Here is a 24,104-nt window from a genome sequence, read left to right as displayed (position 1 = left end):
GACCTCTCAGACCGGCAACGCGGCCGGACGCGTCCGGCGCAGCCAGGTCACCATCATCAGGCGCACGAGCACCGTGGCGGTGAACATGGAGATGAGGATGCCGAAGGTGATGGTGACGGCGAAGCCCTTGATCGTGCCGGTGCCGAAGACGAACAGCAGCGCCATCTTGATGGCCGTCGTCAGGTTGCTGTCGACGATGGTGCTGTAGGCCCGGCTGAAGCCGGCCTCCATCGAGGCGAAGACGCCGCGGCCCTTCTTCGTCTCCTCGCGGATGCGCTCGTTGATCAGGATGTTGGCGTCGACCGCCAGACCCAGCGACAGCAGGACGCCGGCGATGCCCGGCAGCGTCAGGGTGGCCTGCAGCAGCGACAGCGCCGCCAGCGTCAGCACGAGGTTGATGAACAGCGCCGAGCAGGCGAAGGCGCCGAACAGCCCGTAGCTGGCGATCATGTAGATGCAGACCATCACGAAGCCGACGACGACGGCGGTCAGGCCGGCGCGGATCGAATCGGCGCCGAGGTCGGGGCCGACGGTCCGCTCCTCGATCACCTTCAGCGGCGCCGGCAGGGCGCCGGCGCGCAGCAGGACGGCGAGGTCGTTGGCATTGGCTGCGGTGAAGTTGCCGCTGATCTGGCCACGTCCGCCGGTGATCGGCTCGCGGATGACGGGGGCGCTGATGACCTTGTTGTCGAGCACGATGGCGAAGGGACGGCCGACATTCTGCCTGGTCACTTCGGCGAAGCGGTTGGCGCCGGCGCTGTTGAACTCGAAATTCACCACCCACTCGCCGGTCTGCGGGTTGGTGCCGGCCGACGCGTTCTGCAGCGTCGCGCCGTCGACCTCGACCTTCTTGCGGATGACGTATTTGGACTGGTAGCGGTCGCCCTCGGCCGACGGCAGGATCTCCGAACCCGGAGGAGCGCGGCCGGTATTGGGGTCGGCATTCCCATCGACCAGCCGGAACGTCATCTTGGCGGTGGTGCCGAGCAGCCGCTTGATGCGGTCGGGATCCTCGACGCCGGGCAGCTGGACCAGGATGCGGTCGTTGCCTTGGCGGGCGATGGTCGGCTCGTTCACGCCGGTCTCGTCGATACGGCGGCGGACGATCTCGATCGACTGTTCGATGGCCTGGGTGGCGCGGTCGCGCAGCCCGACCTCGCTCAGCGTCACGGTCACCGTGCCGTCGGCGGTGCTCACGTCGATGTCGGGAACGCCGCCGCCCAACGCCGTGCGGCCGACCGGGTTGGCGAGCTGGCGCAGGGCCTTGACCGCCTCGTCGGCCTGGGCCGGATCGCGAAGCTGGACCGTCACGGCGCGCTCGCCGGCGTTCAGCGCGGTGTAGCCGACATTGGCGGTGCGCAGCTGCTGGCGGGCGCCGTCGACCAGACCTTCCACCCGGTCACGGATGACGGTGGCCATGTCGACTTCGAGCAACAGATGCGATCCGCCGCGCAGGTCGAGACCCAGCGACACCCGGGTGTTGGCATACCAGGACGGCAGCGCCGCCAGCGTGTCGCGGCCCAGGAAGTTGGGCAGCATCAGGACGAACCCGGCGATACAGGTCGCCAGGATCATGTAAATCTTCCAGCGCGAAAAATAGAGCATGCGTCACTCGAATCCGATCAGACACCCGAACCGGACGACCGGTCCGCCCCATGCGGGCGGCAACCGGCCGGGCCGGACGGGAAGCGCCTTCGGGCCGACCCGCGTGAGAGGGGCCCGGCTGCGGCTTACTTGCGGCCGAACAGCTTGCCGATCCCGCCGGCGGCGGTGTCGGCCGGCTTGGCCTCGCCCTCGACGACCGGCGTGGCGGCGTCGCCGCCGGACTTGCCGGCCGGCTCGGTCTTGGCGAGAACGATGTTCACGGTCGAGCGCAGGCAGCGCACGCGCACATTCTCCGCGATTTCGACGGTGATCTCGTCGTCGGTGCCGACCTTGGTGACAATGCCGATGATGCCGCCGCCGGTCACGACGCGGTCGCCGCGGCGGATCGCCGACAGCATCGCCTTATGCTCCTTCATCTTCTTCTGCTGCGGACGGATCAGCAGGAAGTAGAAGACGACGAAGATCAGGATCAGCGGCGCGAACTGGACGAGCATGTCACCGCCGCCGCCAGCCGAGGCCGCCGTCTGTGCATAAGCCGTCGAAACGAACATCTGGAAGCTCCTTACAGGTTTGGTCTCGGCACCGGATCGACGTTCCGCCGGGACGCCGCGACTATAGCCGCCCATGATCGGGATGCAATGGTGATGCGCCACGATCCGCAGGGCGGCCACAGCTTGTGTGCTTGCCCTGCTGTGTTACGGTGCGAAGGCGTCGGAAAGATGGCTGCGCGGACGCCCACTTTCCATGGAACATCCAGAAAAAATATCCGGAAAAACATGTCGCAATCCATCAACAGCTCCGGCAGCGGCCATGGTGCGGATCAGTCGCTCCTGCCACTGCTGACCCGCATCGCCGAGGCGCTGGAGCGTCTGGCCCCGCCGCCGGACCGGCCGCTGGACTTCGGCGCGGCCGACGCCTTCGTCTGGCATCCCGATCCCGACAGACTGGAGCCGGTGCCCGTGGTCAACCGCGTCGACATCATGCTGCTGCAGGGGATCGAGCGGCAGCGGGAGATCCTGCTGGACAACACCCGCCGCTTCGCGGCCGGCCTGCCGGCCAACAACGCCCTTCTGTGGGGAGCGCGCGGTACCGGCAAGAGCTCGCTGGTCAAGGCCGCCCACGCCGCCATCTGCATCGAGCGGCCGGGCGAACTGGCGCTTGTGGAAATCCACCGCGAGGACATCCCCACCCTGCCCCGCCTGCTGACCCGGCTGAAGGGCGAGGCGCGCCGCTTCATCCTGTTCTGCGACGATCTGTCCTTCGACCATGACGACGCGCATTACAAGTCGCTGAAGGCGGTGCTGGACGGCGGGATCGAGGGCCGGCCGGACAATGTGGTGTTCTACGCCACCTCCAACCGCCGCCATCTGATGCCGCGCGACATGATCGAGAACGAGCGGTCGACCGCGATCAACCCGGCGGAGGCGGTGGAGGAGAAGGTGTCGCTGTCCGACCGCTTCGGGCTGTGGCTGGGCTTCCACAACTGCGATCAGGACACCTATTTCGCGATGATCGAGGGCTATGTCCGCCATTTCGGCCTGGACATCCCGGAAGACCGGCTGCACGCGGAGGCCGTGGAATGGTCGGTCACGCGCGGAAGCCGGTCGGGCCGGGTGGCTTGGCAGTTCATCCAGGACTTGGCTGGCCGCCTCGGGAAGCCCCTTCGCTGACCTTGCGGTCCATCTGATCGCTCGGGTCGACGGCCTGGCTGCCCTTGCGCAGTTCGAAATGGAGCTGGGGCGAGGACACGCCGCCGGTTTGGCCGACCCGGGCGATCATCTGCCCCCGCTTCACCGTCGCGCCGCGTTCCACCTCGATCTTGTCGAGATGGGCATAGGCGGTGATCCAGCCGTCGGAATGCTTCAGCAGCAGCAGGTTGCCGAAGCCCCGCAGCTCGTTGCCGGCATAGGCGACGACGCCGTTGTCGGCGGCGACCACGGCGGCACCCTTCGGTGCGGCGATGTTCAAGCCGTCATTGTGCAGCCCATCGGGCTTCGGCCCGAAGCCGGAGATCAGCTTCCCCTTCACCGGCCACAGGAAGCGGGCGCTGCCGCGCGGCGGCGGGGCGCCGACTTCGGCCTTCGGCTCCGGCTTGGGCGGCGGCGCGGCGGCGACCACCTCCTGCTGGGGCGCAGGCGGCGTGGTTGCGACGGGCGCCGGGATCGGTGTCGGAGCCGGCTTGCTGCCGGGCGGGCGCAACAGGGTCGGAGCTTGGCCCGGCTGATAGGTCATATCGCCCTGGGCGGCCGGTGGCTGCGCCTGGTCGGCGGACGGTCCCGGCGCGGCACCCGCCTTGGGCTGCGGCGGCAGCGGCGTCGCGGCGATGCCGCCCGAAGAGGGCACCCCCGGAGGCGGCAGTTCGGCGGATTGGATCGATCCGCGGCCGGCGGCCGGGCCGCCCGGCACCTCTTGCGGCGTCAAGGGTACGGCTCCCCCGGTCGCCGCACCGCCCGCCACCATGGTGCCGCTGTCGCCATTGGCGCCCGGCAGGCGGAGGGGCTGACCGACCTTCACCCCATAGGGCGGCGTCAGGTTGTTCAGCCGCGTCAGTTCGCTGACGTCGACATTGTGCATGCGGGAAATGCTGTAGAGGCTGTCGCCCTTCTGCACGATGTATTGGCGCGACGTCGGCAGGACCAGCCGCTGGCCGACCTCCAGCCGGTAGGGCGGCGCCAGCTTGTTGGCCTCGATCAGGTCGCGCAACGGCACATTGTAGCGCCGCGACAGGCTGTAGGCGCTGTCGCCCTTCTGTACGGCGATGGCGCCGCCGGCCGAATCCGGCACCTCGGAGACGCTGGTGAAGGGCGCCAGCCCGCCGATCCGCTCGCAGGCGCCGAGCGCCAGGACGGCGGTGGACAGGACGAGCGCGGACAGGACGCGCGAGGAGAATACGGATTTCATGCGGAACGGACCGGTTGCGGCGGGTCGGAAAGCAGCGGAACGAAACGGACGGGCCACAGGTCCTCCCGGATAAGGCCAGCTTCGGAGCGCCGGAAACGCACGACCCTTTGGCCGCGGTGATCGCTCCCGAGTGGAATGACCATGACACCACCAACGGCGAGTTGATCCGTCAAGTCTTTTGGCGGTTCCGGCCCGCCGGCGGCCGTAACCAGTATGCGTGCGAAGGGCGCCTGTTCCGGCCAGCCCCGCGTCCCGTCGCCGAGCCGCGTGGTGATGTTGCCGATGTCGAGCGCCTCGAACCGGGCCTCGGCCTCCCGCAGAAGCGGTTTCAGCCGCTCCATCGTGAAGACCCTGCGGCAGAGCCGCGACAGCACCGCCGCCTGATAGCCGGAACCCGTGCCGATCTCCAGGACGAGATGCCGCGGCTGCAACTCCAGCGCCTGGGTCATCAGGCCGACCACCAGCGGCTGGCTGATGGTCTGGCCCAGGTCGATCGGCAGCGCCGTGTCCTCCCAGGCCCGGTCCTGGAAAGCCTCCGGAACGAACAACTCGCGCGGGATCCGCTCGATCGCCGCCAACACCTTCGTGTCGGTGACGCCAGCCCCGCGAAGGGCCATGAGCAAGCGGATCTTGCGCGGGTTGTAGGTCACACGAAGGCCTGCCTCAACGTCTGCAGCGTCGGCGTATGGGTGAGGTCGAGATAGACCGGCGTCACCGAGATGCCGCCGTTGAACACGACATGGATGTCGGTGTCGTCGGCCACATCGGCCTCGCCGCGCAAGGTGCCGATCCAGATATAGGGCTTGCCGCGCGGGTCGACACGCTCCAACAACTCGTCGCCGATCTTGCGCTTGCCGTGCCGCACCACCTGGATGCCCGTCACCTCCGCAGCCGGCCGGGCCGGGAAGTTGACGTTCAGCAGCACGTTCTTCGGCCAGGCCACCGTCACCGCCTTGCGCACGACGTCGGCGCCATGGGCGGCGGCGGCGGACCAGTCGATCGGCTGGCCCGTTTCGTAATGCTGGCTCATGGCGATGGCCGGGACGTTCAGCAGCGTCGCCTCCATCGCCGCGGCGATGGTGCCGGAATAGGTCACGTCCTCGCCGATGTTGGAGCCCTGGTTGACGCCGGACAGCACCAGCGTCGGACGGGCATCCTTCATCACATGGTTGACCGCCAGCAGCACGCAGTCGGTCGGCGTGCCGTCGACGGTGAAGCGGCGATCGTCCAGCTTGCGCAGGCGCAGCGGCCGGTTGATGGTCAGCGAATGGCTGGCCGCCGATTGCTCCATCTCCGGCGCGACGACCCAGACGTCGTCGGACAGTTCGCGCGCGATGGCTTCCAAGACCTTCAATCCCTGCGCATGGATGCCGTCGTCGTTGGTGACGAGGATCCGGGCCTGGGACAGGTCGAGCGGCAGATCGAACATCAGATGGAAATCCTCTCCACTCCGCGCATGTAGGGGCGGAGCGCTTCGGGAACCAGGATCGAACCGTCGGGCTGCTGGTAGTTCTCCAGCACCGCGATCAGGCAGCGCCCGACCGCCACACCCGATCCGTTGAGGGTGTGGACGAATTGAGTTTGCTTCTCGCCCTTCGTCCGGCAACGGGCCTTCATCCGCCGCGCCTGGAAATCTCCGCAATTGGAAATGCTGGAGATCTCGCGGTATGCGTTCTGCCCGGGCAGCCAGACCTCGACGTCATAGGTCTTGCGCGAGGAGAAGCCCATGTCGCCGGTGCACAGAACGATGGTGCGGTAGGGCAGCCCCAGCCGCTCCAGCACCGTCTCGGCGCAGCGCGTCATACGCTGATGCTCGTCCTCGGACTGTTCCGGGGTGGTGATGGCGACCATCTCCACTTTCCAGAACTGGTGCTGGCGGATCATGCCGCGGGTGTCGCGCCCGGCCGACCCGGCCTCCGCGCGGAAGCAGGGGGTCAGCGCCGTGTAGCGCAGCGGCAATTCCTCCGACGCGACGATCTGGTCGTTGACCAGGTTGGTCAGCGGCACCTCGCTGGTCGGGATCAGGTAATGGTCGGACGAGGTGGTCTTGAACAGATCCTCCTCGAACTTCGGCAACTGGCCGGTGCCGAACAGGGCGTTGTCGCGGACCATCAGCGGCGGGGCGATCTCGGTGAAGCCGTGCTCGCCGGTGTGGATGTCCAGCATGAAGTCGGCGAGCGCGCGCTCAAGACGGGCCAGCCCGCCTTTCAGCACGGTGAAGCGGGCGCCGGACATCCGGGCCGCCGCCTCGAAATCCATCAGGCCCAGCGCTTCGCCCAACTCGTAATGCTGCTTGGGATTGGCGATGTCGGCCGGGGTGCCCCAGCGGCGGACCTCGACGTTGGCCGTCTCGTCCGGCCCGTCCGGCACGTCGTCGGCCGGGATGTTGGGGATGCCCGCCAGAATCGCGTCGAGTTCGGCGCCGAGCGCGCGTTCCTCCTCCTCGACCTGCGGCAGGCGCTCCTTCAGGGTCGCCATCTCGTCCAGGATCGGCTGGGCATCGCGGCCTTCGCGCTTGGCCAGGCCGATCTCCTTGGCCGCCTCGTTCCGGCGGGCCTGCATCTCCTGCATCTGGGTCTGCGCGGTGCGGCGGCGGCCGTCGAGGTCGAGCACGGAGGACGACATCGGTGCCAGTCCCCGGCGGCCGAGGCCGCGGTCGAAGGCTTCGGGATTTTCACGGATGGCGCGAAGGTCGTGCATGGCTCGAACATCAACGAATTGTGTGGGGCACTGGTTATACGGCGCGACCCGTCCAAGGTCCAGTGGAAGGCCGTCGTCGCACCTCTCCTGATAGGGATCTGCACGGGCGGCATGGCCGCTCCGCCTTGGCGCCTGTTGGACTGGACGGGCGCCGCGGGGCAAAGTCGCTGTTGCGCCGCAACAGACGGCGCCTCCGATGGAAAAGGGAGCCGAAGGCTTGCGCGACGAGATCGAAACCGGTGCCGATACGGCCTATCTGCAGGCCGGCACCCCCGCCTACCGCCGTGCCAGCCGCATCCTGTTCGTCGCCGGTTTCTCCACCTTCGCCACGCTTTATTGCGTCCAGCCGCTGCTGCCCGATTTCGTGCGGGAGTTCGGAGTGACGCCGGCGGAATCCAGCCTGTCGCTGTCGCTGACCACCGGGGTGCTGGCGGTGGCATTGCTGGTGGCGGGCGCCATCTCCGACGGGATCGGCCGCAAGCCGGTGATGGTGGCGGCCCTGCTCGGAGCCGGCGTGCTTGGGATCATCGGTTCGCTGATGCCGGGCTGGCACGGCTTTTTGGCGGTGCGGGCTCTGGAGGGGCTGGCGCTGAGCGGCCTGCCGGCGGTGGCGATGGCCTATGTCTCCGAAGAGGTGGACCCCAAATCGGCGGGCGTCGCCATGGGACTCTATATCGGCGGGACCGCCATCGGCGGCATGTCCGGCCGGGTGCTGACCGCGGTGGTCACCGATCTGGGAAGCTGGAGGCTTGCCGTCGGAGTGGTCGGCGCGCTGGCGGTGGCCGCAGCCGTCACCGTCTGGCTCGCCCTGCCGCCGTCGCGCCATTTCGTCCGCCGTGCCGCCGGACTGCCGGCGCTGGTGCGGGCCTGGCGGGCGCTGCTGACCGATCCGGTCCTGCTCGGACTATTTTCGCTCGGCTTTCTGCTGATGGGCGGCTTCGTCACCGTCTTCAACTATATCGGCTTCCGCCTGAGCGAATCGCCGTTCGAACTGCGCCCGGCCGTCGTCGGTGCGGTTTTCCTGGTCTACAGTTTCGGCGTCGTCAGCTCGCCACTGTTCGGTGCCTGGTCGGGCCGCTTCGGGTCGCATCGCACCCTCGCAGCCGCGGTGGCTCTGATGGTGGCCGGGCTGGCCCTGATGGAGATCGACGGCCTGTTCGCCATCGCCGCTGGCATCGCCCTGTTCACCTTCGCTTTCTTCGGCGCCCATTCCATCGTGTCGGCCTGGATCGGCCGGCGGGCGGCGATAGCGCGTGGACAGGCCTCGTCGATCTATCTGTTCTGCTACTATCTGGGCTCGACGCTTGCCGGGACGCTCGGCGGATTGTTCTGGCATGGGTTCGGCTGGACCGGGGTGGCCGCCTTCGTCGGGCTGCTGCTTGCGGTCGCGGTGGGGGTAACAGCCGGACTGCAGCGCAGCCGCTGATGGCGCGACCAACGGTCGCGCCGCCGATTCGGCTCATTGCCTTGCACGCGGCGGTGCTTCAGGCTGTGGGGGTTCGTTCGGCAGGAGTGCGTGCATTGAGTGAGCTGACCGTCTATTTGGAAAGCGATGCCCGCCGGCCGGAGCTCCGCACGACCGATCCTGTCCTGATCGCCGGCCATCTGGTCCATAGCGGCATCCTGTACGAACGTTGGGCGGCGGACACGCCCCTGCCCGCCTCCACCGATGGCGGTGACGTATTGCGGGTCTATGCCGGCCCGATCGCCCGGCTGAAGGAGGCACGCGGCTTCCGCGCGGTCGATGTGGTGCGCATCACGCCGAGAACCGAGAATGTCGCCACCCTGCGCGCCAAGTTCCTGGACGAACACATCCATGACGAGGACGAGGCGCGCTTCTTCGTGGAAGGAGCCGCCGCCTTCTACATCCATCTGGAAGGTCGGGTCTTCCGTGTCGTATGCGAGGCCGGCGACCTTCTGAGCATTCCGGCCGGCACGCCGCATTGGTTCGACATGGGGGCCTCTCCACGCTTCACCGCGATCCGTTTCTTCGGCCGTCCCGACGGCTGGGTGGCCAGCCCGACCGGCGACACCATCGCGGCGCGTTTCCCGACTTTCGATCCGGACAGGATGGAGACGGCCTGAATCCATTCCGCTTTCCGCCCCATTCCCGCCTCAAAAAATTCACTTGAATCACGGCCGGAAAAGCGTAAATCAATCGGCACGACGCACCCGCACGTGCCTATGGCCCTCTGTGGTTATGCTACGACGTACCGCGTCCTTTTTGGCAGAACCGACCATTCCAGTGGGTCGGTCCCGAGAGGGAGGTCAGTATGTACGCTGCCCACGGTGGGGCTGTGAGACGGTAGCCCTTTAGCCGGTAAACGACGCGCTGTTGCCTGGAGCTTCACAGCCCGGGGCCGCTGCTCGCACCGGCTTTTTCCGTCTCCCCCCTTCCAAAATCCGATCAATCGCCGATTCCGCTGCGCCACCCGCGCCCAAGCCTTGTGCTGGCCGGTTCGTGACGCGGCTTGGAATCGCCGTCTGCTCACCGGACCGGCTTGCCTGCCGCCGTCCGGGGATAGGAGTGCGCCATGGGCTTCCTGCGTTCCCGTTCCGCCGTCACCCCGCTCCGCCGCGTCGGCCTGAACGACAGCAGCGCCGTTTCCCTTGCCAGCGGCCGTCGTTCGACGGTCGCGCAGGCCGTCGCCCTGCACCGACCGGAAGAGCCGATGCACTGCATCCGTCCCGGCGTGCTGGCGGATACCGCCGGCAGCTTCCTGAAGGCATTCGCCGACGCGACGGACGCGGTCGCCCGTGGCGGCGACGTGCTCTATGCCGTGAAGTGCAACCCGGAACCGGCGGTGCTGCGCGCGCTGTGGGCTGGCGGCGTGCGTCATTTCGACGTCGCCTCTCCCGGGGAGATCCGGCTGATCCGCCAGATGTTCCCCGACGCCGAGCTGCATTACATGCATCCGGTCAAGGGCCGTCAGGCGATCCGCAACGCTTACCACCAGTATGGCGTGCGCGACTTCGTGCTCGACAGCCGCGAGGAGCTGGACAAGATCCTGGAGGAGACGGACGGTGCCGCCGACCTCGGCCTCGTCGTGCGCCTCGCCCTCCCGAAAGGCAACGCCGTCTACGATCTGTCCGGAAAGTTCGGCGCCGCCATGACCGATGTGGTGGACCTGCTGCGCGCCGCCCGTGCGGCGGCGCCGAAAATCGGCCTGTCCTTCCATGTCGGCTCGCAGATGCTCGACCCGTCGGCCTACGAACGCGCCATCGCCCTGGCCGGCTACGTCATTGCCGAGAGCGGCGTATCCATCGACGTGCTGGACGTCGGCGGCGGATTCCCGGTGTCCTATCCGGGCGTCACCCCGCCGCCGCTCGGCGACTTCATGGCCGCCATCGCCCGCGGGATCGGGGCCATCGACCTGCCGGCACAGTGTCGCCTGTGGTGCGAGCCCGGTCGTGCGCTGGTCGCCCCCGGCGTCTCGCTGGTGGTGCAGGTGGTGAAGCGGCGCGGCGACGAGCTGTTCATCAACGACGGCGTCTATGGCGCCCTGTCGGATGCCGGCGTGCCGGGCTTCCGCTTCCCGGCGCGGCTGATCCGCCCGTTCGAAGCGATGACCGATGCCGAGCATGCCGCCTTCAGCTTCTACGGCCCGACCTGCGACAGCGCCGACAAGATGAACGGCCCCTTCCACCTGCCGGCCGATGTCAAGGCCGGCGACTGGATCGAACTGGGGCAGCTCGGCGCCTATGGCTCCTGCCTGCGCACCGCCTTCAACGGCTTCGATCAGGCGCGTGTCGTGGAAGTGTCGGACGCGCCGCTGCTGGCCACCCCCGGCTACGAGCTTCGCTCCTGCGCGGCGTGAAGGCGAAGCCGGATTCTGTGGATAAAGCGTAAAGACATCCGTAACATTCAGTGGTCCGGCGTGTCCCGTTTCCTCTTCTCTGAAGTGGGCGGGAGCGCCGGCTTATGTCGTTGGCCTAAACTACCTCGGGGAGACAAAAAATCATGGCCCTGGACACGAAGCTCTGCACGTTCACAGGCCGCATGGTCATCGTTGGATTCGGTTCGATCGGCCAGGGTGTCTTGCCGCTGCTTCTCCGTCACATCGACGGACTTACGGCCGACCGAATCACCATCGTCACCGCCGAGGAGCGCGGGCGCGAGGAAGCGGAGCTTTACGGCGTCGCCTTCCACAACAACCCGCTCGACAACGACAATTTCTTCCAGGTTCTGAAGCCGCTGATCGACAAGGGCGATTTCCTGGTCAACCTGTCGGTCGACGTCTCGTCGATCGCGCTGATCGAATTCTGCCAGCGGGTCGGCGCCTTCTATACCGACACTTGCACCGAACCGTGGGCGGGCGGCTACACCGATTCGAGCGTGTCGCCGTCGCTGCGCTCCAACTACGCGCTGCGCGAATCGGCGCTGGCGCTGCGCAACCGTTATGAAGGCGGCCCGACCGCGTTGATCACCCATGGGGCGAATCCGGGTCTGGTGTCTCATTTCGTCAAGCAGGCGCTGCTGAACATCGCCGCCGACACCGGCGTCGACACCGATGTTCCGACCGACCGCGACGGCTGGGGCCGGCTGGCGCAGACGCTGGGCATCAAGACGATCCACGTGGCGGAGCGCGATACCCAGGTGTCGAACCAGCCCAAGCAGATCGGGGAGTTCGTCAACACCTGGTCGATCGACGGCTTCGTCAGCGAGGGCTGCCAGCCGGCCGAACTCGGCTGGGGCACCCATGAGAAGCTGCTGCCCCCCGACGGTCGCGAGCACGAGTTCGGCTGCGGCGCCGCGATCTACCTGATGCGGCCGGGAGCGGCAACGCGCGTCCGCACCTGGACGCCGTTGGAGGGGCCGTTCCACGGCTTCCTGATCACCCACAGCGAGGCGATCTCCATCTCCGACTATTTCACGGTGCGCGAGGGCGACCGAGTCGTCTACCGGCCGACCTGCCACTATGCCTATCACCCCTGCGACGACGCGGTGATGTCGCTGCACGAACTGTCCGGCAAGAACTTCAACATGCAGGCCGAGCAGCGGCTGATGATGCATGAGATCACCGGCGGCATGGACGAGCTGGGCGTGCTGCTGATGGGGCATGCCAAGGGAGCCTACTGGTATGGCTCGCGCTTGGGAATCGAAGAGGCGCGGTCGCTGGCGCCCTACAACAACGCCACATCGATGCAGGTGACCTCGACCGTCCTGGGCGGGATCGTCTGGACGCTGGAGAACCCGAATCGGGGCGTGGTCGAACCGGACGCGGTGGACTTCCGCCGGGTGCTGGACATCGCCACCCCCTATCTCGGCGAGGTGGTCGGCGCCTATGGCGACTGGACGCCGCTGCAGGATCGCAACGTCCTGTTCCCCGAGGACATCGACGAGGATGACCCCTGGCAGTTCAAGAACTTCCGGGTCGTTTGAGACAGATTGGATGAAGTGCCGCAGCCACCACGGCCATTCCGGCCGCGGCGGCTGCGGCAGTGCTGCAACAGGGCCGGCGGCGACACGGTGACATCACCCGCCGCAGGGTCTTGAAACCGTTGACTTGGGCTTTCGCTTCCCCCAATCGTTCCGACATGCCCAAGCCCGTCTCCCGGCGCGCCCGCGCCAAAGCTCCGACCGCCGCCAACCCCATCCTGCGCTCCGGCATCGTCGGGCTGATGCTGGCGTGCGGGGTCGCCGCCGTGGATCTGGCCCTTCCGGATCCGGCCAACGCCCAATCCCCGGCCACGCCCGTCCCCGGCATGAAGCCGGCGAGCCCGGCTGCCCCGGCGACCGCGAGCGGCACCGAGTCCAAACAGGACCCCGTCCTGCTGACGGCCGATCAGGTCACCTTCGACGAGGTGAACAGCGTCGTCACCGCCAGCGGCAACGTGGAACTGGCCCAGGGCAAGCGCAGCGTTCGCGCCGACAAGATCACCTACAACCAGAAGACCAAGGTCGTCACCGCAACCGGCAAGATCCGGCTGGTCGAGACGTCGGGCGACATCATCTTCGCCGATTACGCCGAGCTGACCGACGATCTGAAGGACGTGTTCATCGAGAACATCCGCGTCCTGATGACCGACAACGGCCGCATGGCCGGCAATGAGGGCGAGCGGCGCGAGGGCCGCCTGACGCGCGTCAACCGCGGCGTCTACAGCCCTTGCGACCTGTGCAAGGAGGACCCGACCCGTCCGCCGCTGTGGCAGATCCGCGCCGTCCGCATCGTGCACGACAACGAGGAGCACGAGGTCCGCTATCGCGACGCGACGATGGAGATCTTCGGGATCCCCGTCGCCTACACGCCCTACCTGTCGCATCCCGATCCCTCGGTCGACCGCAAGAGCGGCTTCCTGACGCCGTCCTTCGGCAACAACTCCAATCTCGGCGCGATCCTCAAGACCCATTACTACTGGGACATTGCACCGGATCAGGACGCCACCTTCGACCTGCATTACTACTCGCAGCAGGGACCGCTGCTCGGCGGCCAATACCGCAAGCGATTCGAAAGCGGCCGGCTGGAGTTGGAGGGTGCTTTCACCCGCGGCGACGTCGCCAACACCACGACCGTGCCGAAGGAAACGCGCAACCGCGGTTACATCGCGGCGCGCGGCCTGTTCGACATCGACGAGACCTGGCGCGCCGGCTTCGACGTCAAGCGCGCCAGCGATCCGACTTTCCTGCGGCGTTACTATGATTTCCGCGAGGATTACCTGACCAGCAAGGTCTTCGTGGAAGGTTTCCGCGGCCGGAACTATGCGGCGATCACCGGGTACAGCTTCCAGGACATGCGGTATGGGAATCCCATTCCCGAGCCCGTCACCCTGCCCTACGCGCAATACAACGCGCTCGGCGAGCCCGGCAGCCTGCTCGGCGGCCGCTGGTCGTTCGACACCAGCCTTCTTGCGGTGTCGCGCTTCAAGAATGCCGGCCCCGACACGCAGCGCTTCGTGGCGCAGCCGGGTTGGGAACGCAACATCGTCTCCAACGCCGGCTTCATCACCAATTTGTCGGGGAGCGTGCTGGTTGCCGGCTACAAGGCACAGCAGTTCAACACGGCAGACCCGACGACCCGCGGGAACGACAATATCAGCCGCTTCCGCTTCTTCCCGCAGGGGCAGGCGACCGTCCGCTATCCCTTTGTCCGCTATGGCGAAAGCTCGTCGCAGATGGTGGAGCCGATCGGCCAGCTGACCTTCGCACCCAAGCTGCCGAACAACCGCATCTTCCCGAACGAAGACAGCCTGGACGTCGAGTTCGACGACGTGAACCTGCTGCAACCCAACCGCTTCACCGGCATCGACCGGTTGGACGACGGCATGCGCTTCACCTATGGCCTGCGTACCGCGATCTACGGCAACACCCAGGGGTCGGCCAGCCTGTTCCTGGGCCAGAGCCTGCGTATGAGCGACAGCACTGCCGGTTTCAGCGGCGACACCGGCCTGAAGGACCGTGTTTCCGATTATGTCGGGCGCCTGGACCTTCAGCCGGCTGATTGGCTGGATGTGAACTACGGCTTCCGCGTCGATCACGAAACCTTCCGGCCGCGCCGCCATTCATTGAATGCGTCGGCCGGCGTGCCGCTGCTGCGCCTGTCCACCGCCTACACCTATGTCGACCAGACGACGTCGCGCACCGCCGTCACCCGCAACCGGGTGGAGCAAGCGTCCTTCGGTGCGTCGTCGCAGTTCACCGACTATTGGAGCCTGGGTCTTTCGCACACCCAAGCGATGGAGCCCCAGCCGGGCCCGCGTTCGAGCTTGGCAACTTTGACCTATGCCGACGAATGCCTGATCTTCCAGACCATCGCACGCCGCGACTACACCATCAGCACGACCGGCGAGAAGGACGGCAACTCCATCTTCTTCCGTCTGGTCTTCAAGAATGTCGGAGAGTTCAAGACCCCCGGCATCAACGCCGGATTCCTCGGAGGCAGCTCGGCCAACCAGTAACGGCGGGCCAACTGGAGAACGCCGCAGGAAACGACGGCCAAGGGGTTGCATCCCTTGGCCGTTGCCGTTAGCCATTAACGCCCGACGAGACAGCCCGCCGCGACCGGAATCATGACCCTGGGACGTTACGACTACGAAAGACGGTACCGCAAACGCCTGCGGGCCGGCGTGATCAAGTTCATGCTGCTGGCCGCACTGGTGCTCGGCGTCGGACTGTTCTCCTACCAGATGGGCATCGAGCAGCTGAAGGGACGCGACGTCACCCTGCGCGAGGAGATCGCGACCCTGTCGCGCCAGAAGGCGGAATTGGAATTGCTGGCAAGCCAGATGCAGCATGCCGCCCGCACCGCCGAGGCGCGCGTGGGCGAGCTGGAAGGCCGCCTGCAGCGCGAGGTTCCGACCGGTGACCTTGCCAAGCTGGCGCAGCTGGTGTCGGAACGGCTGAAGGGGGGGCTGGACGCCAACCGCCTCGCCTTCGTCATCTCCCAGGCCCAGGTTCCGCGCAACTGCCAGCCGACGGACACCAAGCGCTTTACGCTGAGCACGCCGCTGCTGAAGGGTGGCGCGCGCGGGGTGACCTTCAGCAATGGCACCGTCACCGTCACCGGCGAAGGCCAGTCCGCCCACAACGGCCAGGGCAACGCCGAAAGCTGGTTCGATCCGGGTCAGCCGGTGACCATCCGCATCACCGGCATCGGCGGCAAGGGCACCACCGTCAGCGGCGTGCTGCCGCTGCACCAGTCCCTGGTGGTCGACAACAGCGAGTATCGCTTCACCATCGCCGCCGCGCAGCGTTCCTTCGTGGAGGTCACGGCCGACCGCTGCGCCTATCCCTGAGGCGGCACGGCAAATCCATGCGGCGGCTCTCCCGCCGCATGGATGTCCCACATGGCGGCGAAGGCCGCCTCGATGGAACGTGCGAAACGGTCAGTGTCGAACAGAGGAGCGGCGGCACGTGCCTGCTCCAGCCGCAGCTTCAACGCCGCCAACGCCGCCGGCTGTACGGCCAGCCGGCACGCCGTCGCCTCATAGACGTCCCAGTCCGGTAGCACCAGGTCAGGCAGTCCGACGGCATGCAGCAGGCTGGCGGCAACCCGTCCGGCGAAGGACCGTCCGGCCACCGTCAGCACCGGCAGTCCGCTCCACAGCGCATCGCTGGCAGTGGTGTGGGCGCCGACCGGACTCGAATCGAGGAACAGGTCGGCCAGCCGGTGGCGTGCCAGATGCTCCGGTCCCGGCAGGCGGGGAGCGAAGACTAGCCGTTCCGGCGCCAAGCTCCGGGCGGCCGCCTCACGCCGCAGGTTGACCGCGACCTCGATCGGCCCTTCCGACAGCCAAAGAACCGATCCGGGGACTCGCTCCAGAATCCGGCACCAGCGACCGAACATCGCCGGACCGATCTTGTAGGAAGCATTGAACCCACAGAACACCACCCCGTCCGCCGGCAAGCCGCAGCCGGCCCGGTCCGGCACCGGTCCGATGGCGCGCTTGCGGTCGTTCGGCTGGTAGCTGTCGGGAAGATGGACGATGCGCTCGCTGTAGAAGCGCTGCTGATCGGCGGGGATCACCACGGAGTCGGCGATGACATAGTCGACGGCCGGGCTGCCCAGCGTCCCCGGATAACCCAGCCACTGTACCTGTAGCGGTGCAGGGCGGAGGGCGGCGATGCCGGGCCGGGCATTCTGGGTATGGCCTTTAAGGTCGACCAGGATGTCGACCTCCGCTTCATGGATCAGGCGCGCAGCCGCCTCGTCGGTCAGCGCCGACAGGTCGAGGAAGCGGTCGAACCCTGCAATCAGCCGCCGGCGCAGAGCACCGCCATCGTCGGATCCGTAGGAACAGCCGATGATTTCGAATCGGCCACGGTCGTGCCGCTCGATCAATTCGGCGATCAGCATGGCGGTCGCATGGTCGTGGAAGTCGGCCGATAGATAACCGATGCGCAGCTTCGGCCCACGGCCGGCGCGCGCCGGGAAGGCAGGCTGGACACCGCGCGTCTTCCAGCCGGAATAGCGTTCGGCACAGGCGCGCTCCAGCGCCGGTCCCGCCCCCTCGCCGAGGAAGATCCAGGGATGGACCTGCCGGGTCCGCCCCTCCCGCACCAGGTCGACCAGCTTGGCCGATAGAGCGCCCAGCCCGTCCCAGCGGCAGAGGTGACGGCGCTGCTGCACCAGCTGCGCCAGCACCCCGCCCGCGTCGGGCAGGCCGATGCGCAGCGCCCGTTCGAAGCCGATGACGCTGGCTGCGCCGTCTTCGGCCGGGCCGCCGCGCTGGCCCCGTTCCTTCAAGACCAGCGCAAGATTCGCCTGCGCCTCCGCCAGATCGGGTCGCAGGCACAGGCAGGCACCGAAACCGGCGATGGCACGGACCAGGTCGCCGCGGTCGCGGTGAAGGGCGGCCAAAGCCAGCAGGGCCGGTACCATGGTCCGGTCAAGCTCCAGCGCGCGGCGCAGCAACGGTTCCGCCTCGTCCAGCCGGCCGAGTTCGCGCAGCAGGACGCCCTGGTTGCAGAATGCCGGAGCGAAGTTCGGCATCAACCGGGCGGCCTCGCCATAGGCCGCCGCCGCTTCCGACGCTCGGCCGAGCGCCTGCAGGGTCACGCCCCAATTGTAATGATTGCCGCCGAAATCGGGCAGCCAGGCCAGCGCCTTCCGGTGATGTGCCTCAGCCTCCGCGAGACGACCTTGACGCCGCAGCGCCTCGGCGAAATTGGAGCGGGCGACCGCCTCCTCCGGCGTGCCGGCCTGCCCCAGCGTGTCGAGCGCCGAGAACAGGGCGGTCAGCAGCGGGCCGTCGCCGGGTTTGCCAGCCAGACGGCGGCGCAGATCGGCGACGGCGCCTTTGCCGACCGCCTGTGCAGAGGGCCCCTTTGCAGAGGTCACTTGCGCTGCCACTGGCCCGCGGCGGTCATCACGAATTGTCCCGCCGGGGTGCGCTCGATCAACTGCTGGCCGGCGACCGCCTGGACCTTGTCCAAGGCCGTGCCGTTGCCCTTGGCGATCTCCTGGTAGCGAGCCAGGCGTTGGGCGTTCACCTGCTGCGCCAGCGCCTGGGCCGAAGCGGGCGCGCCGGGAACGACGCCGACCATCCCGTCCGGTCGCTCACCCAGTTGACCGGCGGTCTTGGCCGCTGCCAAGGCATCCTGCGCCAGTGCCAATTGCGGCAAGGCGGCGACCAGCAGCCCGGCCCCAAGGGCGGACAGGGCGAGGCGGTTGAAGCGGCGGCGGCTGATGGAGTCGTTCTTCATCACTTCTTCCCCTTCGTGGAAGAGGGCGCGGAGTCGGTCGGAAGGCCGAACAGGGCGGGATCGTTGCGGATGGCGTCGTCGACGTCGCGTTCCAGCTTGACCCGCACCTCCTGCTCGATGCGGACGTTGAGGTTGATCTCGATCGGTTTGTCGGGCGCCTCGATCTTCACCGTCGGAGCGCAGGCGGCGAGCACGGCCGAAATCAGCAGGGCGGCCGTGAGGCCGGGACTCGGGAGTATGGCGGGCGGGAGTTTGATAACCATGGTGGCGGTCATTGGTCCTTCTGGTCGAAGCCGGTCATCCGGTCCCGCAGCGTGTCGGGAATCCGGTAGACGTCGAGGTTCTGGCGCAGAATCCGGTCGAGCGCGCCGGACAGCTTAAGGTTAAGCGCAACCGGATAGCCATCGTAGAATGACGGGTTCGATCCACGCAGGGAGAAGCCGGCGCTGAGTTCGCCGCCGGCCTGCCCGTCGATGGTGATGCGCAGGCTATCGTAACGGAAGTTGGTCAATGCCCCCATCAGCATGGCGGTCGGGCTGCCCTCCTCCCCCTTCAGCCCGGCGGGCGGCTTTGCCGGATCGTAGCGCAGGGTGCCGGGGCCGGCCGATTCGAGCACGCCGCCGTTCAGAGTGACCTTGTCGTCGGCGAAGAGCACCGGCAGGGTACCTGCCAGCCTGCCGCTCGCCTCCAGCCCATCCACCGCGATCAACTCCAGCAGCTTGGCGGCATCGATGCCGTCGGCGTGCAGGGTGACCGTCCCCTTGGGCTTGCCGGGCGCCAGTTCGAACGGGTCGGCGCGCAGCATGCCGCCGGCCCAGCGCCACTCCGCCCGGTCGACGTCCAGCCGTCCGTTGCGGCCATAGCCGAACAGCAGAGTGCCGTCGGTCAGCGGAATGCCGACATCCAGCAGGCCGACAGACAGCTTTTGTCCAGCCGGAACGACCGGTGGCGACAGGCTGGACAGTGCGACATTGCCGCTGACCCCGGCGACCGTCACCGGCCCGGCGGCGGCGGTCAGCTCCTTCACCACCGCCTGTCCGCCAGTGGTCAGGCCTTTGGCCGTCCAGGCGACCGTCGCCTTGCCCGACAGCGTGCCGGAGGCCTTTTCCAGGAAGGTCGCCGCAAGGGGGGAGACGGCAGCGAGGCCGGGACCGTCCGGGGCGAGGCGGATCGGCTTCACCACCGCCTCCAGCCGTCCGGTTCCGGCGGCCTGGTCATGCGTACCATCGAACGTGATGGAGAGCAGGCCGTTGGCTCCCTTGGCGGTGCCGCCGATCTTCCAAGGCCCCTCTCCCGCCTGTGCGGCTTGCACGGCGACGCCGAGCGGAACGACCGGCGCCGGCTTCGCGAGGTTGGTCAGCTTCCCGACGGTGCCGTCGACCCGCCGTCCATCGGCCTCCAGCCCCAACCGCAACACGACCTGCTCCGCGCGCAGGCTGCTGGCAGGGGCGTCGAGCCGCGGCGCCCGCAGCTCCGCCGCGACGGTCAGAGGATCGGTGAGGGCATCGGGCGACCAGCGCAGGAGAGGGGATTCCCTTGCGGCACACAGATCCGCTCCCTGCGGCAGGTTGAGCGGTTGCCCGGCAACCATCAGCGTCTCGGCCTTGGCCGGCAGGCAACCGGCGGGGGTGACTGTCACCGCACCGCCCTCAAGCCCGACCACCAGTGCGCCGGACAACGTCAGCCGGCCCGACATCGGCAGATCCAGCGCCCCGGCGGCGGCGTCCAAGGGACCGCTGTCGACGGAGAACTCCAGCCGCAGGCCGCGCCAGCCGTCGGCCACGCGCAGATCGGTGACGGTCACCGCGGCACCGGCGAAACCGACCTTGCGCAGCATCTCGGTCGCCGTGCCGCCGATCAGCGTCGGGCCTGCCAGGATCGCGCCACCCAGACCGACGACGGCGAGCGTCGCCGCGACCGCCGCCGTGCCCGCTATCGCCCGTCCCAACCTCACCCGTTTCTCCTTCCTAAGCAGGTTTCTCCAGATCGGGCCACAGGCCCGGCCTGGAGAAACCTGCGGACTCTATGGTTTTGCAGGTTTTCCGAGCCCGCCCATCTGTGGGCGGAGTTCGGAAAACCTGCTTAGGTCCACCGGCCTATCGTCCCGCATCTGTGGCTTGCCACGTCCATGCCCGGATGAACACCCGGACGAGTGGCCGTCATCCGTGACTTTTGGCGGATCGCCATCGCCGCCAGCGCGGCTTTGCATTCCGTCGCTTTTCCCCTATGGTCCGGGGCGCGGATTTCGGCTCATCGGAGTGTCTCGCATGAAGCGGTGGACCCGCGCATTGCTGGCGGCCCTGTTCGCCACAATCTTCACTGTCTCGTTCTTTATAGTTTCGCAAGGGGAGGCGAAGGCCTTGGATCCGGAAAACACCATTTACCTCGACCTGAAGGACGGTCGCGTGGTGATCGAACTGCGGCCCGACTTGGCGCCGAATCACGTCGCCCGCATCAAGGAACTGACCCGCCAGGGCTTCTACAACGGCGTCGTCTTCCACCGCGTCATCGACGGCTTCATGGCCCAGACCGGCGACCCGACCGGCACCGGCATGGGCGGCTCCGGCAAGAAGCTGAAGGCCGAATTCTCCAGCACTCCGCACATCCGCGGCACCCTGTCGATGGCCCGTGCGCAGGATCCGGACAGCGCCGACAGCCAGTTCTTCATCTGCTTCGCGCCGTCCCAGTTCCTGGATCGCCAGTATACCGTCTGGGGCCGCGTGGTCGAGGGCATGGAATTCGTCGACATGATCAAGAAGGGCAGCCAGTCCCGGAACGGTCAGGTCACCGATCCGGACAAGATCATCAAGATGCAGGTCGCCGCCGACGTCAAGTGACGTCGTCGCATCTGCAGATCGGAAAAGGGGACCGGATTGCCGGTCCCCTTTTTTACATCAATTCTCGTATGCTGGCCGCTCGCTTCAGACACCGGCGAGCGCATTGGTCATGGCGCGCAACAAGTCCTTCATGGACTGTGGCCTGTCCTGCCAGCGCATCGCGAGCCCCGACAGCAACACCCTCTCGAACCCGGGCGCCAACGCCACGCCCAGTTCGGACGGCTTCGGCACCTTGTCGTTCATGAAGCGGGCAGTGGCATCGGGCGGGGTACGGCCGGCCAACGCCAGATAGATCGTGGCGCATAGCGCGTAGACGTCGGACCAAGGGCCCTGCCGCCCCTCGTTGGAATATTGCTCCGGCGGCGCATAGCCCGGCTTGAGGATGACGGTCAGGCCGGCGCCGGGACGAACGGTCTGCCGCGCCGCGCCGAAATCCAGCAGCTTGCGCTCGCCGCCATTGGTCAGGAAGATGTTGTCCGGGCTGATGTCGCGATGGATCAGCCCTTGTTCATGGATGGACTGCAGCGCCTTGGCGATCGGCATCACCACCGACAGCGTCCGCTTCACATCGATCCGGCCGCCGCAATCGGCCAGATATTTCTTCATGGTGCGGCCCTCGAGAAGCTCCATGACCAGATAGGCGGTGCTGTTCTCCTCGAAGAAATCCTGGATGCCGACGATCTCGCGCACGTCCCGCAGGCGGGCCAGCGTCCGCGCCTCTTCCAGGAATTTGGCGAGGCCGGCGGCGAAGGTCTCCGCATGCTCGTCGGAAAAGGGGGAGACCGCGGCGGCGCCGGGGAGCCGTGCGATCAAGTTGGCCGGATAATATTCCTTGATCGCCACCTTCACCCGCAGCCGCTCATCCCAACCCAGGTAGGTGGCACCGAATCCCCCCTGCCCCAACACGCGCCCGGCCCGGTAGCGGCCATGCAGAAGCGTTCCCGGCACCAGATGCACACCGGGCCGGTTGTCCGATTTCTTCGGGAAACCGCAGCTGCCGCAGGGATCGCCCGCGCCGAGGACGGCATAGCAGTTCGGGCACAGTTCGGTCATCTCGCCGGGCATTGCCGTGCCGACCCCGGCTGCGGCCGGTCTAAGGCCGATCGGATGAAGGATGGTCTCGGCCGCGCGCATGCCTTTGGAGGGCTGGGATGCCGCCTCCACGGTGACCAGTAAGGCCGGCGATGGCACCGGCGGCAGGATGGGCGGCGGTGCGGGCGCGGTAGCCATTTGGCGCAACCGGTCCAGCAGTTCCAGCAGGCGGCGGACCTCCGCCTGGGCGACCTCGCTATCGGGCTGGGCAAGCTCCGCCTGGAAGAGCGGCTGGCGGACGATTTCCAGGATGTGCTGGCGCATCAGCGGCAAGGCACCATCCTCGCGGATCAGGCCTGAACAGGCGACCTCGGCCAGCCGGATCGTCCGGCGGCGCAGGACCGGCTCCACCTGCTTCAGGCGGACGGCAAGCTTACCGGTCTTCACGTAGTCGTCGACGGAGCGCTCGGCCCGGTCGGCAAGCCTTTCGCAGGCATCCGCCGGCAGCGGAGCAGAGCGGATCGCCGCCAGCGCACGGGCGTAATCGCGCTCCAGCAAGGCGGTGTCCGGCGTCTGCACCAGCATGTTCTCGATCAGCAGCTCGTTGCCGACCGCCGCATCGAGCGATGCGAGAACTTCGCCGGCATGCCGTTCGGCGGCAGGGACGGCGGCGATCCGGGTCAGGTAATGGATACGGCAGATCAGGTCCGACTGCCCTTCGCCGAGCTCGATGATCGACCGGCGATAGGCGCTGGCTCCCCCCTGCTCCAGTCGGCGGGAATAACGGACCGTCAATGCATCGGCCATCGCAGCTCCGCCGACCAACCCGTCGCGGGTCAGCAGATGCCCGACCAGCGTCTTCAGCATCTCCGCCTCCTGGTCGAAGGCACCACGACCCAGTGGTTGGGGTGCCTTCAGCTGGCGGCGGATGCGGTCGAGCACGGCGGCCTTGGCGCAGGGCAGCTTTCCCTGGCGGAACAGGGCGTTCATCACGCCGATGCGGTTCGGCCCGATGGCCTCCATGCCGATACGGCCGAACAGCAGGTCGCATAGGGAGGACAACAGCGTTCCGGGCAGCAGGTTGACGCCGAACAGCTCGGCGCCGGCTGCCGTGGAGGCCAGGATGTCGCCAATGACCCCATCGACGGCGGCGGCCAGCCGCTCGTCCCGATCCCATTGGTGCAGTTCCAGCAGGCGGTCCAGCTTGCCGGCCCAACTCTTGATCTCCACCAGCTCCGAGCCGATCGCGACAAGCAGGTCGTAATCCGCATCGCCGCCGGGAGCCGTGGTCCCTTGGGAGAGCAGCCAATCCACCGGCTTGCGGCCGCGCGGCATCGCGGCGAAGGCGAGCTGGGCGGCGCGGGCCTTGGCCCAGCTTTCGTCGACCGCGGCTCGGATGGCACGGCGGCGCCCCTGCTGGTCCTGCCCCGGCATACGCGCCTGGATGGCTGCCACCCTGGCGATCGCCGCATCCACCAGCGCCCCCTGCTCCAGGCATGCCTTCAGCGGCTTGGCGAGATGGATCAGCTCGGTCGGGGTCAGGATCAGCGGATCCAGATACGACCGCAGCACGGCGCCGATCACCAGCCGCGCTGGCAGCGCATGGTAATCCGGCAGCGCTCCGCAGAGCTCCGCCTCATCGAGCGTACCCATGGCCGACGCCGGTGCCGGCTTCGCGCGGCTGAGCAGGGGGTTGGACACTCGGAGCCTTTCATAGTCGCGGCGGACCCTGCAGCCGGGCTGCAACAACGGCGCCCTGCCCGCGTTGTCGACACTGCCGGCGCGCCCCGCAAGCATGGGAGCGTTGCCGTGGGATCATCCTTGTCCGGTGAGGGTAAATGGCGGGTGTACGATGTCGACATTTTTCGTCGAAAGCACATGAGTTG

At 67.4% G+C, this 24,104-nt stretch carries 19 protein-coding genes; 8 read left to right on the top strand and 11 right to left on the bottom strand.

Features of this window, described 5'->3' with window-relative positions:
* Positions 1 to 6: 6 nt before the first annotated feature.
* Positions 7 to 1,605 carry a protein translocase subunit SecD gene (gene secD, locus JHL17_RS30690; RefSeq protein ID WP_200198386.1) on the bottom strand — a complete coding sequence of 533 codons (1,599 nt, stop codon included), beginning with the start codon at positions 1,603 to 1,605 and terminating at the stop codon, positions 7 to 9.
* Positions 1,606 to 1,730: 125 nt separating this feature from the next.
* Positions 1,731 to 2,156: a preprotein translocase subunit YajC gene (yajC, locus tag JHL17_RS30685; RefSeq protein WP_200198385.1), complete on the bottom strand. Its 426-nt coding sequence runs from the start codon at positions 2,154 to 2,156 to the stop codon at positions 1,731 to 1,733.
* A 225-nt stretch (positions 2,157 to 2,381) separates the two neighbouring features.
* Between yajC and JHL17_RS30680 the strand changes: the two genes are divergently transcribed.
* Positions 2,382 to 3,275: an ATP-binding protein gene (locus JHL17_RS30680; RefSeq protein WP_200198384.1), complete on the top strand. Its 894-nt coding sequence runs from the start codon at positions 2,382 to 2,384 to the stop codon at positions 3,273 to 3,275.
* On the opposite strand, the gene JHL17_RS30675 is transcribed toward JHL17_RS30680, so the two are convergent.
* From JHL17_RS30675 to serS, 4 genes are read right to left on the bottom strand one after another with little or no spacing between them, the layout of a single operon-like run.
* Positions 3,232 to 4,506 carry a LysM peptidoglycan-binding domain-containing M23 family metallopeptidase gene (locus JHL17_RS30675; protein WP_200198383.1) on the bottom strand — a complete coding sequence of 425 codons (1,275 nt, stop codon included), beginning with the start codon at positions 4,504 to 4,506 and terminating at the stop codon, positions 3,232 to 3,234. The genes JHL17_RS30680 and JHL17_RS30675 overlap by 44 nt on opposite strands.
* Complete coding sequence (locus JHL17_RS30670) at positions 4,503 to 5,156, bottom strand: protein-L-isoaspartate(D-aspartate) O-methyltransferase (protein WP_200198382.1); 654 nt, start codon at positions 5,154 to 5,156, stop codon at positions 4,503 to 4,505. The genes JHL17_RS30675 and JHL17_RS30670 overlap by 4 nt, the downstream gene beginning before the upstream one ends.
* Complete coding sequence (gene surE / locus JHL17_RS30665) at positions 5,153 to 5,935, bottom strand: 5'/3'-nucleotidase SurE (RefSeq protein ID WP_200198381.1); 783 nt, start codon at positions 5,933 to 5,935, stop codon at positions 5,153 to 5,155. The genes JHL17_RS30670 and surE overlap by 4 nt, the downstream gene beginning before the upstream one ends.
* A complete protein-coding gene (gene serS / locus JHL17_RS30660) occupies positions 5,935 to 7,206 on the bottom strand; it encodes a serine--tRNA ligase (protein ID WP_200198380.1) in 1,272 nt (423 codons plus the stop codon). Before serS ends, surE begins: the two co-directional genes overlap by 1 nt.
* Before the next feature lie 196 nt (positions 7,207 to 7,402).
* Between serS and JHL17_RS30655 the strand changes: the two genes are divergently transcribed.
* From JHL17_RS30655 to JHL17_RS30630, 6 genes are all read left to right on the top strand, one after another.
* On the top strand, positions 7,403 to 8,632 hold the full coding sequence (locus JHL17_RS30655) for an MFS transporter (protein ID WP_247893897.1): 1,230 nt from the start codon (positions 7,403 to 7,405) through the stop codon (positions 8,630 to 8,632).
* Between the two features lie 95 nt (positions 8,633 to 8,727).
* Positions 8,728 to 9,291 (top strand): 1,2-dihydroxy-3-keto-5-methylthiopentene dioxygenase, encoded by a 564-nt coding sequence (locus JHL17_RS30650; RefSeq protein ID WP_200198379.1) that lies wholly within the window; start codon positions 8,728 to 8,730, stop codon positions 9,289 to 9,291.
* 449 nt (positions 9,292 to 9,740) lie between these two features.
* Positions 9,741 to 11,024 (top strand): type III PLP-dependent enzyme, encoded by a 1,284-nt coding sequence (locus tag JHL17_RS30645; RefSeq protein ID WP_200198378.1) that lies wholly within the window; start codon positions 9,741 to 9,743, stop codon positions 11,022 to 11,024.
* A gap of 143 nt (positions 11,025 to 11,167) precedes the next feature.
* Entirely contained in the window at positions 11,168 to 12,589 is a 1,422-nt protein-coding gene (locus tag JHL17_RS30640) for a homospermidine synthase (RefSeq protein ID WP_200198377.1), read from the top strand.
* A gap of 155 nt (positions 12,590 to 12,744) precedes the next feature.
* A complete protein-coding gene (locus JHL17_RS30635) occupies positions 12,745 to 15,102 on the top strand; it encodes an LPS-assembly protein LptD (protein ID WP_200198376.1) in 2,358 nt (785 codons plus the stop codon).
* A gap of 111 nt (positions 15,103 to 15,213) precedes the next feature.
* Positions 15,214 to 15,939, top strand: coding sequence for a hypothetical protein (locus JHL17_RS30630; RefSeq protein ID WP_200198375.1), 726 nt, complete (start codon positions 15,214 to 15,216; stop codon positions 15,937 to 15,939).
* Here JHL17_RS30630 and JHL17_RS30625 read toward each other — a convergent pair.
* Genes JHL17_RS30625 through JHL17_RS30610 form a run of 4 tightly spaced genes read right to left on the bottom strand, consistent with a single transcriptional unit; the run spans position 15,930 to position 20,303 of the window.
* The gene (locus JHL17_RS30625) at positions 15,930 to 17,984 is read right to left on the bottom strand and encodes an O-linked N-acetylglucosamine transferase, SPINDLY family protein (protein ID WP_345773913.1); all 2,055 of its coding nucleotides are present in this window, start codon (positions 17,982 to 17,984) and stop codon (positions 15,930 to 15,932) included. The genes JHL17_RS30630 and JHL17_RS30625 overlap by 10 nt on opposite strands.
* The gene (locus JHL17_RS30620) at positions 17,981 to 18,349 is read right to left on the bottom strand and encodes a YdbL family probable chaperone protein (RefSeq protein WP_200198374.1); all 369 of its coding nucleotides are present in this window, start codon (positions 18,347 to 18,349) and stop codon (positions 17,981 to 17,983) included. The genes JHL17_RS30625 and JHL17_RS30620 overlap by 4 nt, the downstream gene beginning before the upstream one ends.
* Positions 18,349 to 18,624 carry a YnbE family lipoprotein gene (locus JHL17_RS30615; protein ID WP_200198373.1) on the bottom strand — a complete coding sequence of 92 codons (276 nt, stop codon included), beginning with the start codon at positions 18,622 to 18,624 and terminating at the stop codon, positions 18,349 to 18,351. Before JHL17_RS30615 ends, JHL17_RS30620 begins: the two co-directional genes overlap by 1 nt.
* A complete protein-coding gene (locus tag JHL17_RS30610) occupies positions 18,621 to 20,303 on the bottom strand; it encodes an intermembrane phospholipid transport protein YdbH family protein (RefSeq protein WP_200198372.1) in 1,683 nt (560 codons plus the stop codon). The genes JHL17_RS30615 and JHL17_RS30610 overlap by 4 nt, the downstream gene beginning before the upstream one ends.
* A 313-nt stretch (positions 20,304 to 20,616) precedes the next feature.
* Between JHL17_RS30610 and JHL17_RS30605 the strand changes: the two genes are divergently transcribed.
* Positions 20,617 to 21,186, top strand: coding sequence for a peptidylprolyl isomerase (locus JHL17_RS30605; RefSeq protein WP_200198371.1), 570 nt, complete (start codon positions 20,617 to 20,619; stop codon positions 21,184 to 21,186).
* A gap of 84 nt (positions 21,187 to 21,270) precedes the next feature.
* On the opposite strand, the gene JHL17_RS37785 is transcribed toward JHL17_RS30605, so the two are convergent.
* Complete coding sequence (locus tag JHL17_RS37785; protein WP_345773912.1) at positions 21,271 to 23,919, bottom strand: serine/threonine-protein kinase; 2,649 nt, start codon at positions 23,917 to 23,919, stop codon at positions 21,271 to 21,273.
* Positions 23,920 to 24,104 lie beyond the last annotated feature (185 nt).

The sequence above is a fragment of the Azospirillum endophyticum genome, from assembly GCF_016595245.1.
GTDB classification, from domain to species: Bacteria; Pseudomonadota; Alphaproteobacteria; order Azospirillales; family Azospirillaceae; genus Azospirillum; species Azospirillum endophyticum.
This window is presented reverse-complemented; position numbering and strand designations above follow the sequence as displayed.

Bases quoted from the DNA above. Each gene is read 5' to 3' on its own strand.
- secD (WP_200198386.1), bottom strand. From the start codon at position 1,605: ATGCTCTATTTTTCGCGCTGGAAGATTTACATGATCCTGGCGACCTGT.
- JHL17_RS30655 (WP_247893897.1), top strand. From the start codon at position 7,403: ATGGAAAAGGGAGCCGAAGGCTTGCGCGACGAGATCGAAACCGGTGCC.
- JHL17_RS30630 (WP_200198375.1), top strand. From the start codon at position 15,214: ATGACCCTGGGACGTTACGACTACGAAAGACGGTACCGCAAACGCCTG.
- JHL17_RS30620 (WP_200198374.1), bottom strand. From the start codon at position 18,349: ATGAAGAACGACTCCATCAGCCGCCGCCGCTTCAACCGCCTCGCCCTG.
- JHL17_RS30635 (WP_200198376.1), top strand. From the start codon at position 12,745: ATGCCCAAGCCCGTCTCCCGGCGCGCCCGCGCCAAAGCTCCGACCGCC.
- serS (WP_200198380.1), bottom strand. From the start codon at position 7,206: ATGCACGACCTTCGCGCCATCCGTGAAAATCCCGAAGCCTTCGACCGC.
- JHL17_RS30680 (WP_200198384.1), top strand. From the start codon at position 2,382: ATGTCGCAATCCATCAACAGCTCCGGCAGCGGCCATGGTGCGGATCAG.
- yajC (WP_200198385.1), bottom strand. From the start codon at position 2,156: ATGTTCGTTTCGACGGCTTATGCACAGACGGCGGCCTCGGCTGGCGGC.
- surE (WP_200198381.1), bottom strand. From the start codon at position 5,935: ATGTTCGATCTGCCGCTCGACCTGTCCCAGGCCCGGATCCTCGTCACC.
- JHL17_RS30640 (WP_200198377.1), top strand. From the start codon at position 11,168: ATGGCCCTGGACACGAAGCTCTGCACGTTCACAGGCCGCATGGTCATC.
- JHL17_RS30645 (WP_200198378.1), top strand. From the start codon at position 9,741: ATGGGCTTCCTGCGTTCCCGTTCCGCCGTCACCCCGCTCCGCCGCGTC.
- JHL17_RS30675 (WP_200198383.1), bottom strand. From the start codon at position 4,506: ATGAAATCCGTATTCTCCTCGCGCGTCCTGTCCGCGCTCGTCCTGTCC.
- JHL17_RS30605 (WP_200198371.1), top strand. From the start codon at position 20,617: ATGAAGCGGTGGACCCGCGCATTGCTGGCGGCCCTGTTCGCCACAATC.
- JHL17_RS30615 (WP_200198373.1), bottom strand. From the start codon at position 18,624: ATGACCGCCACCATGGTTATCAAACTCCCGCCCGCCATACTCCCGAGT.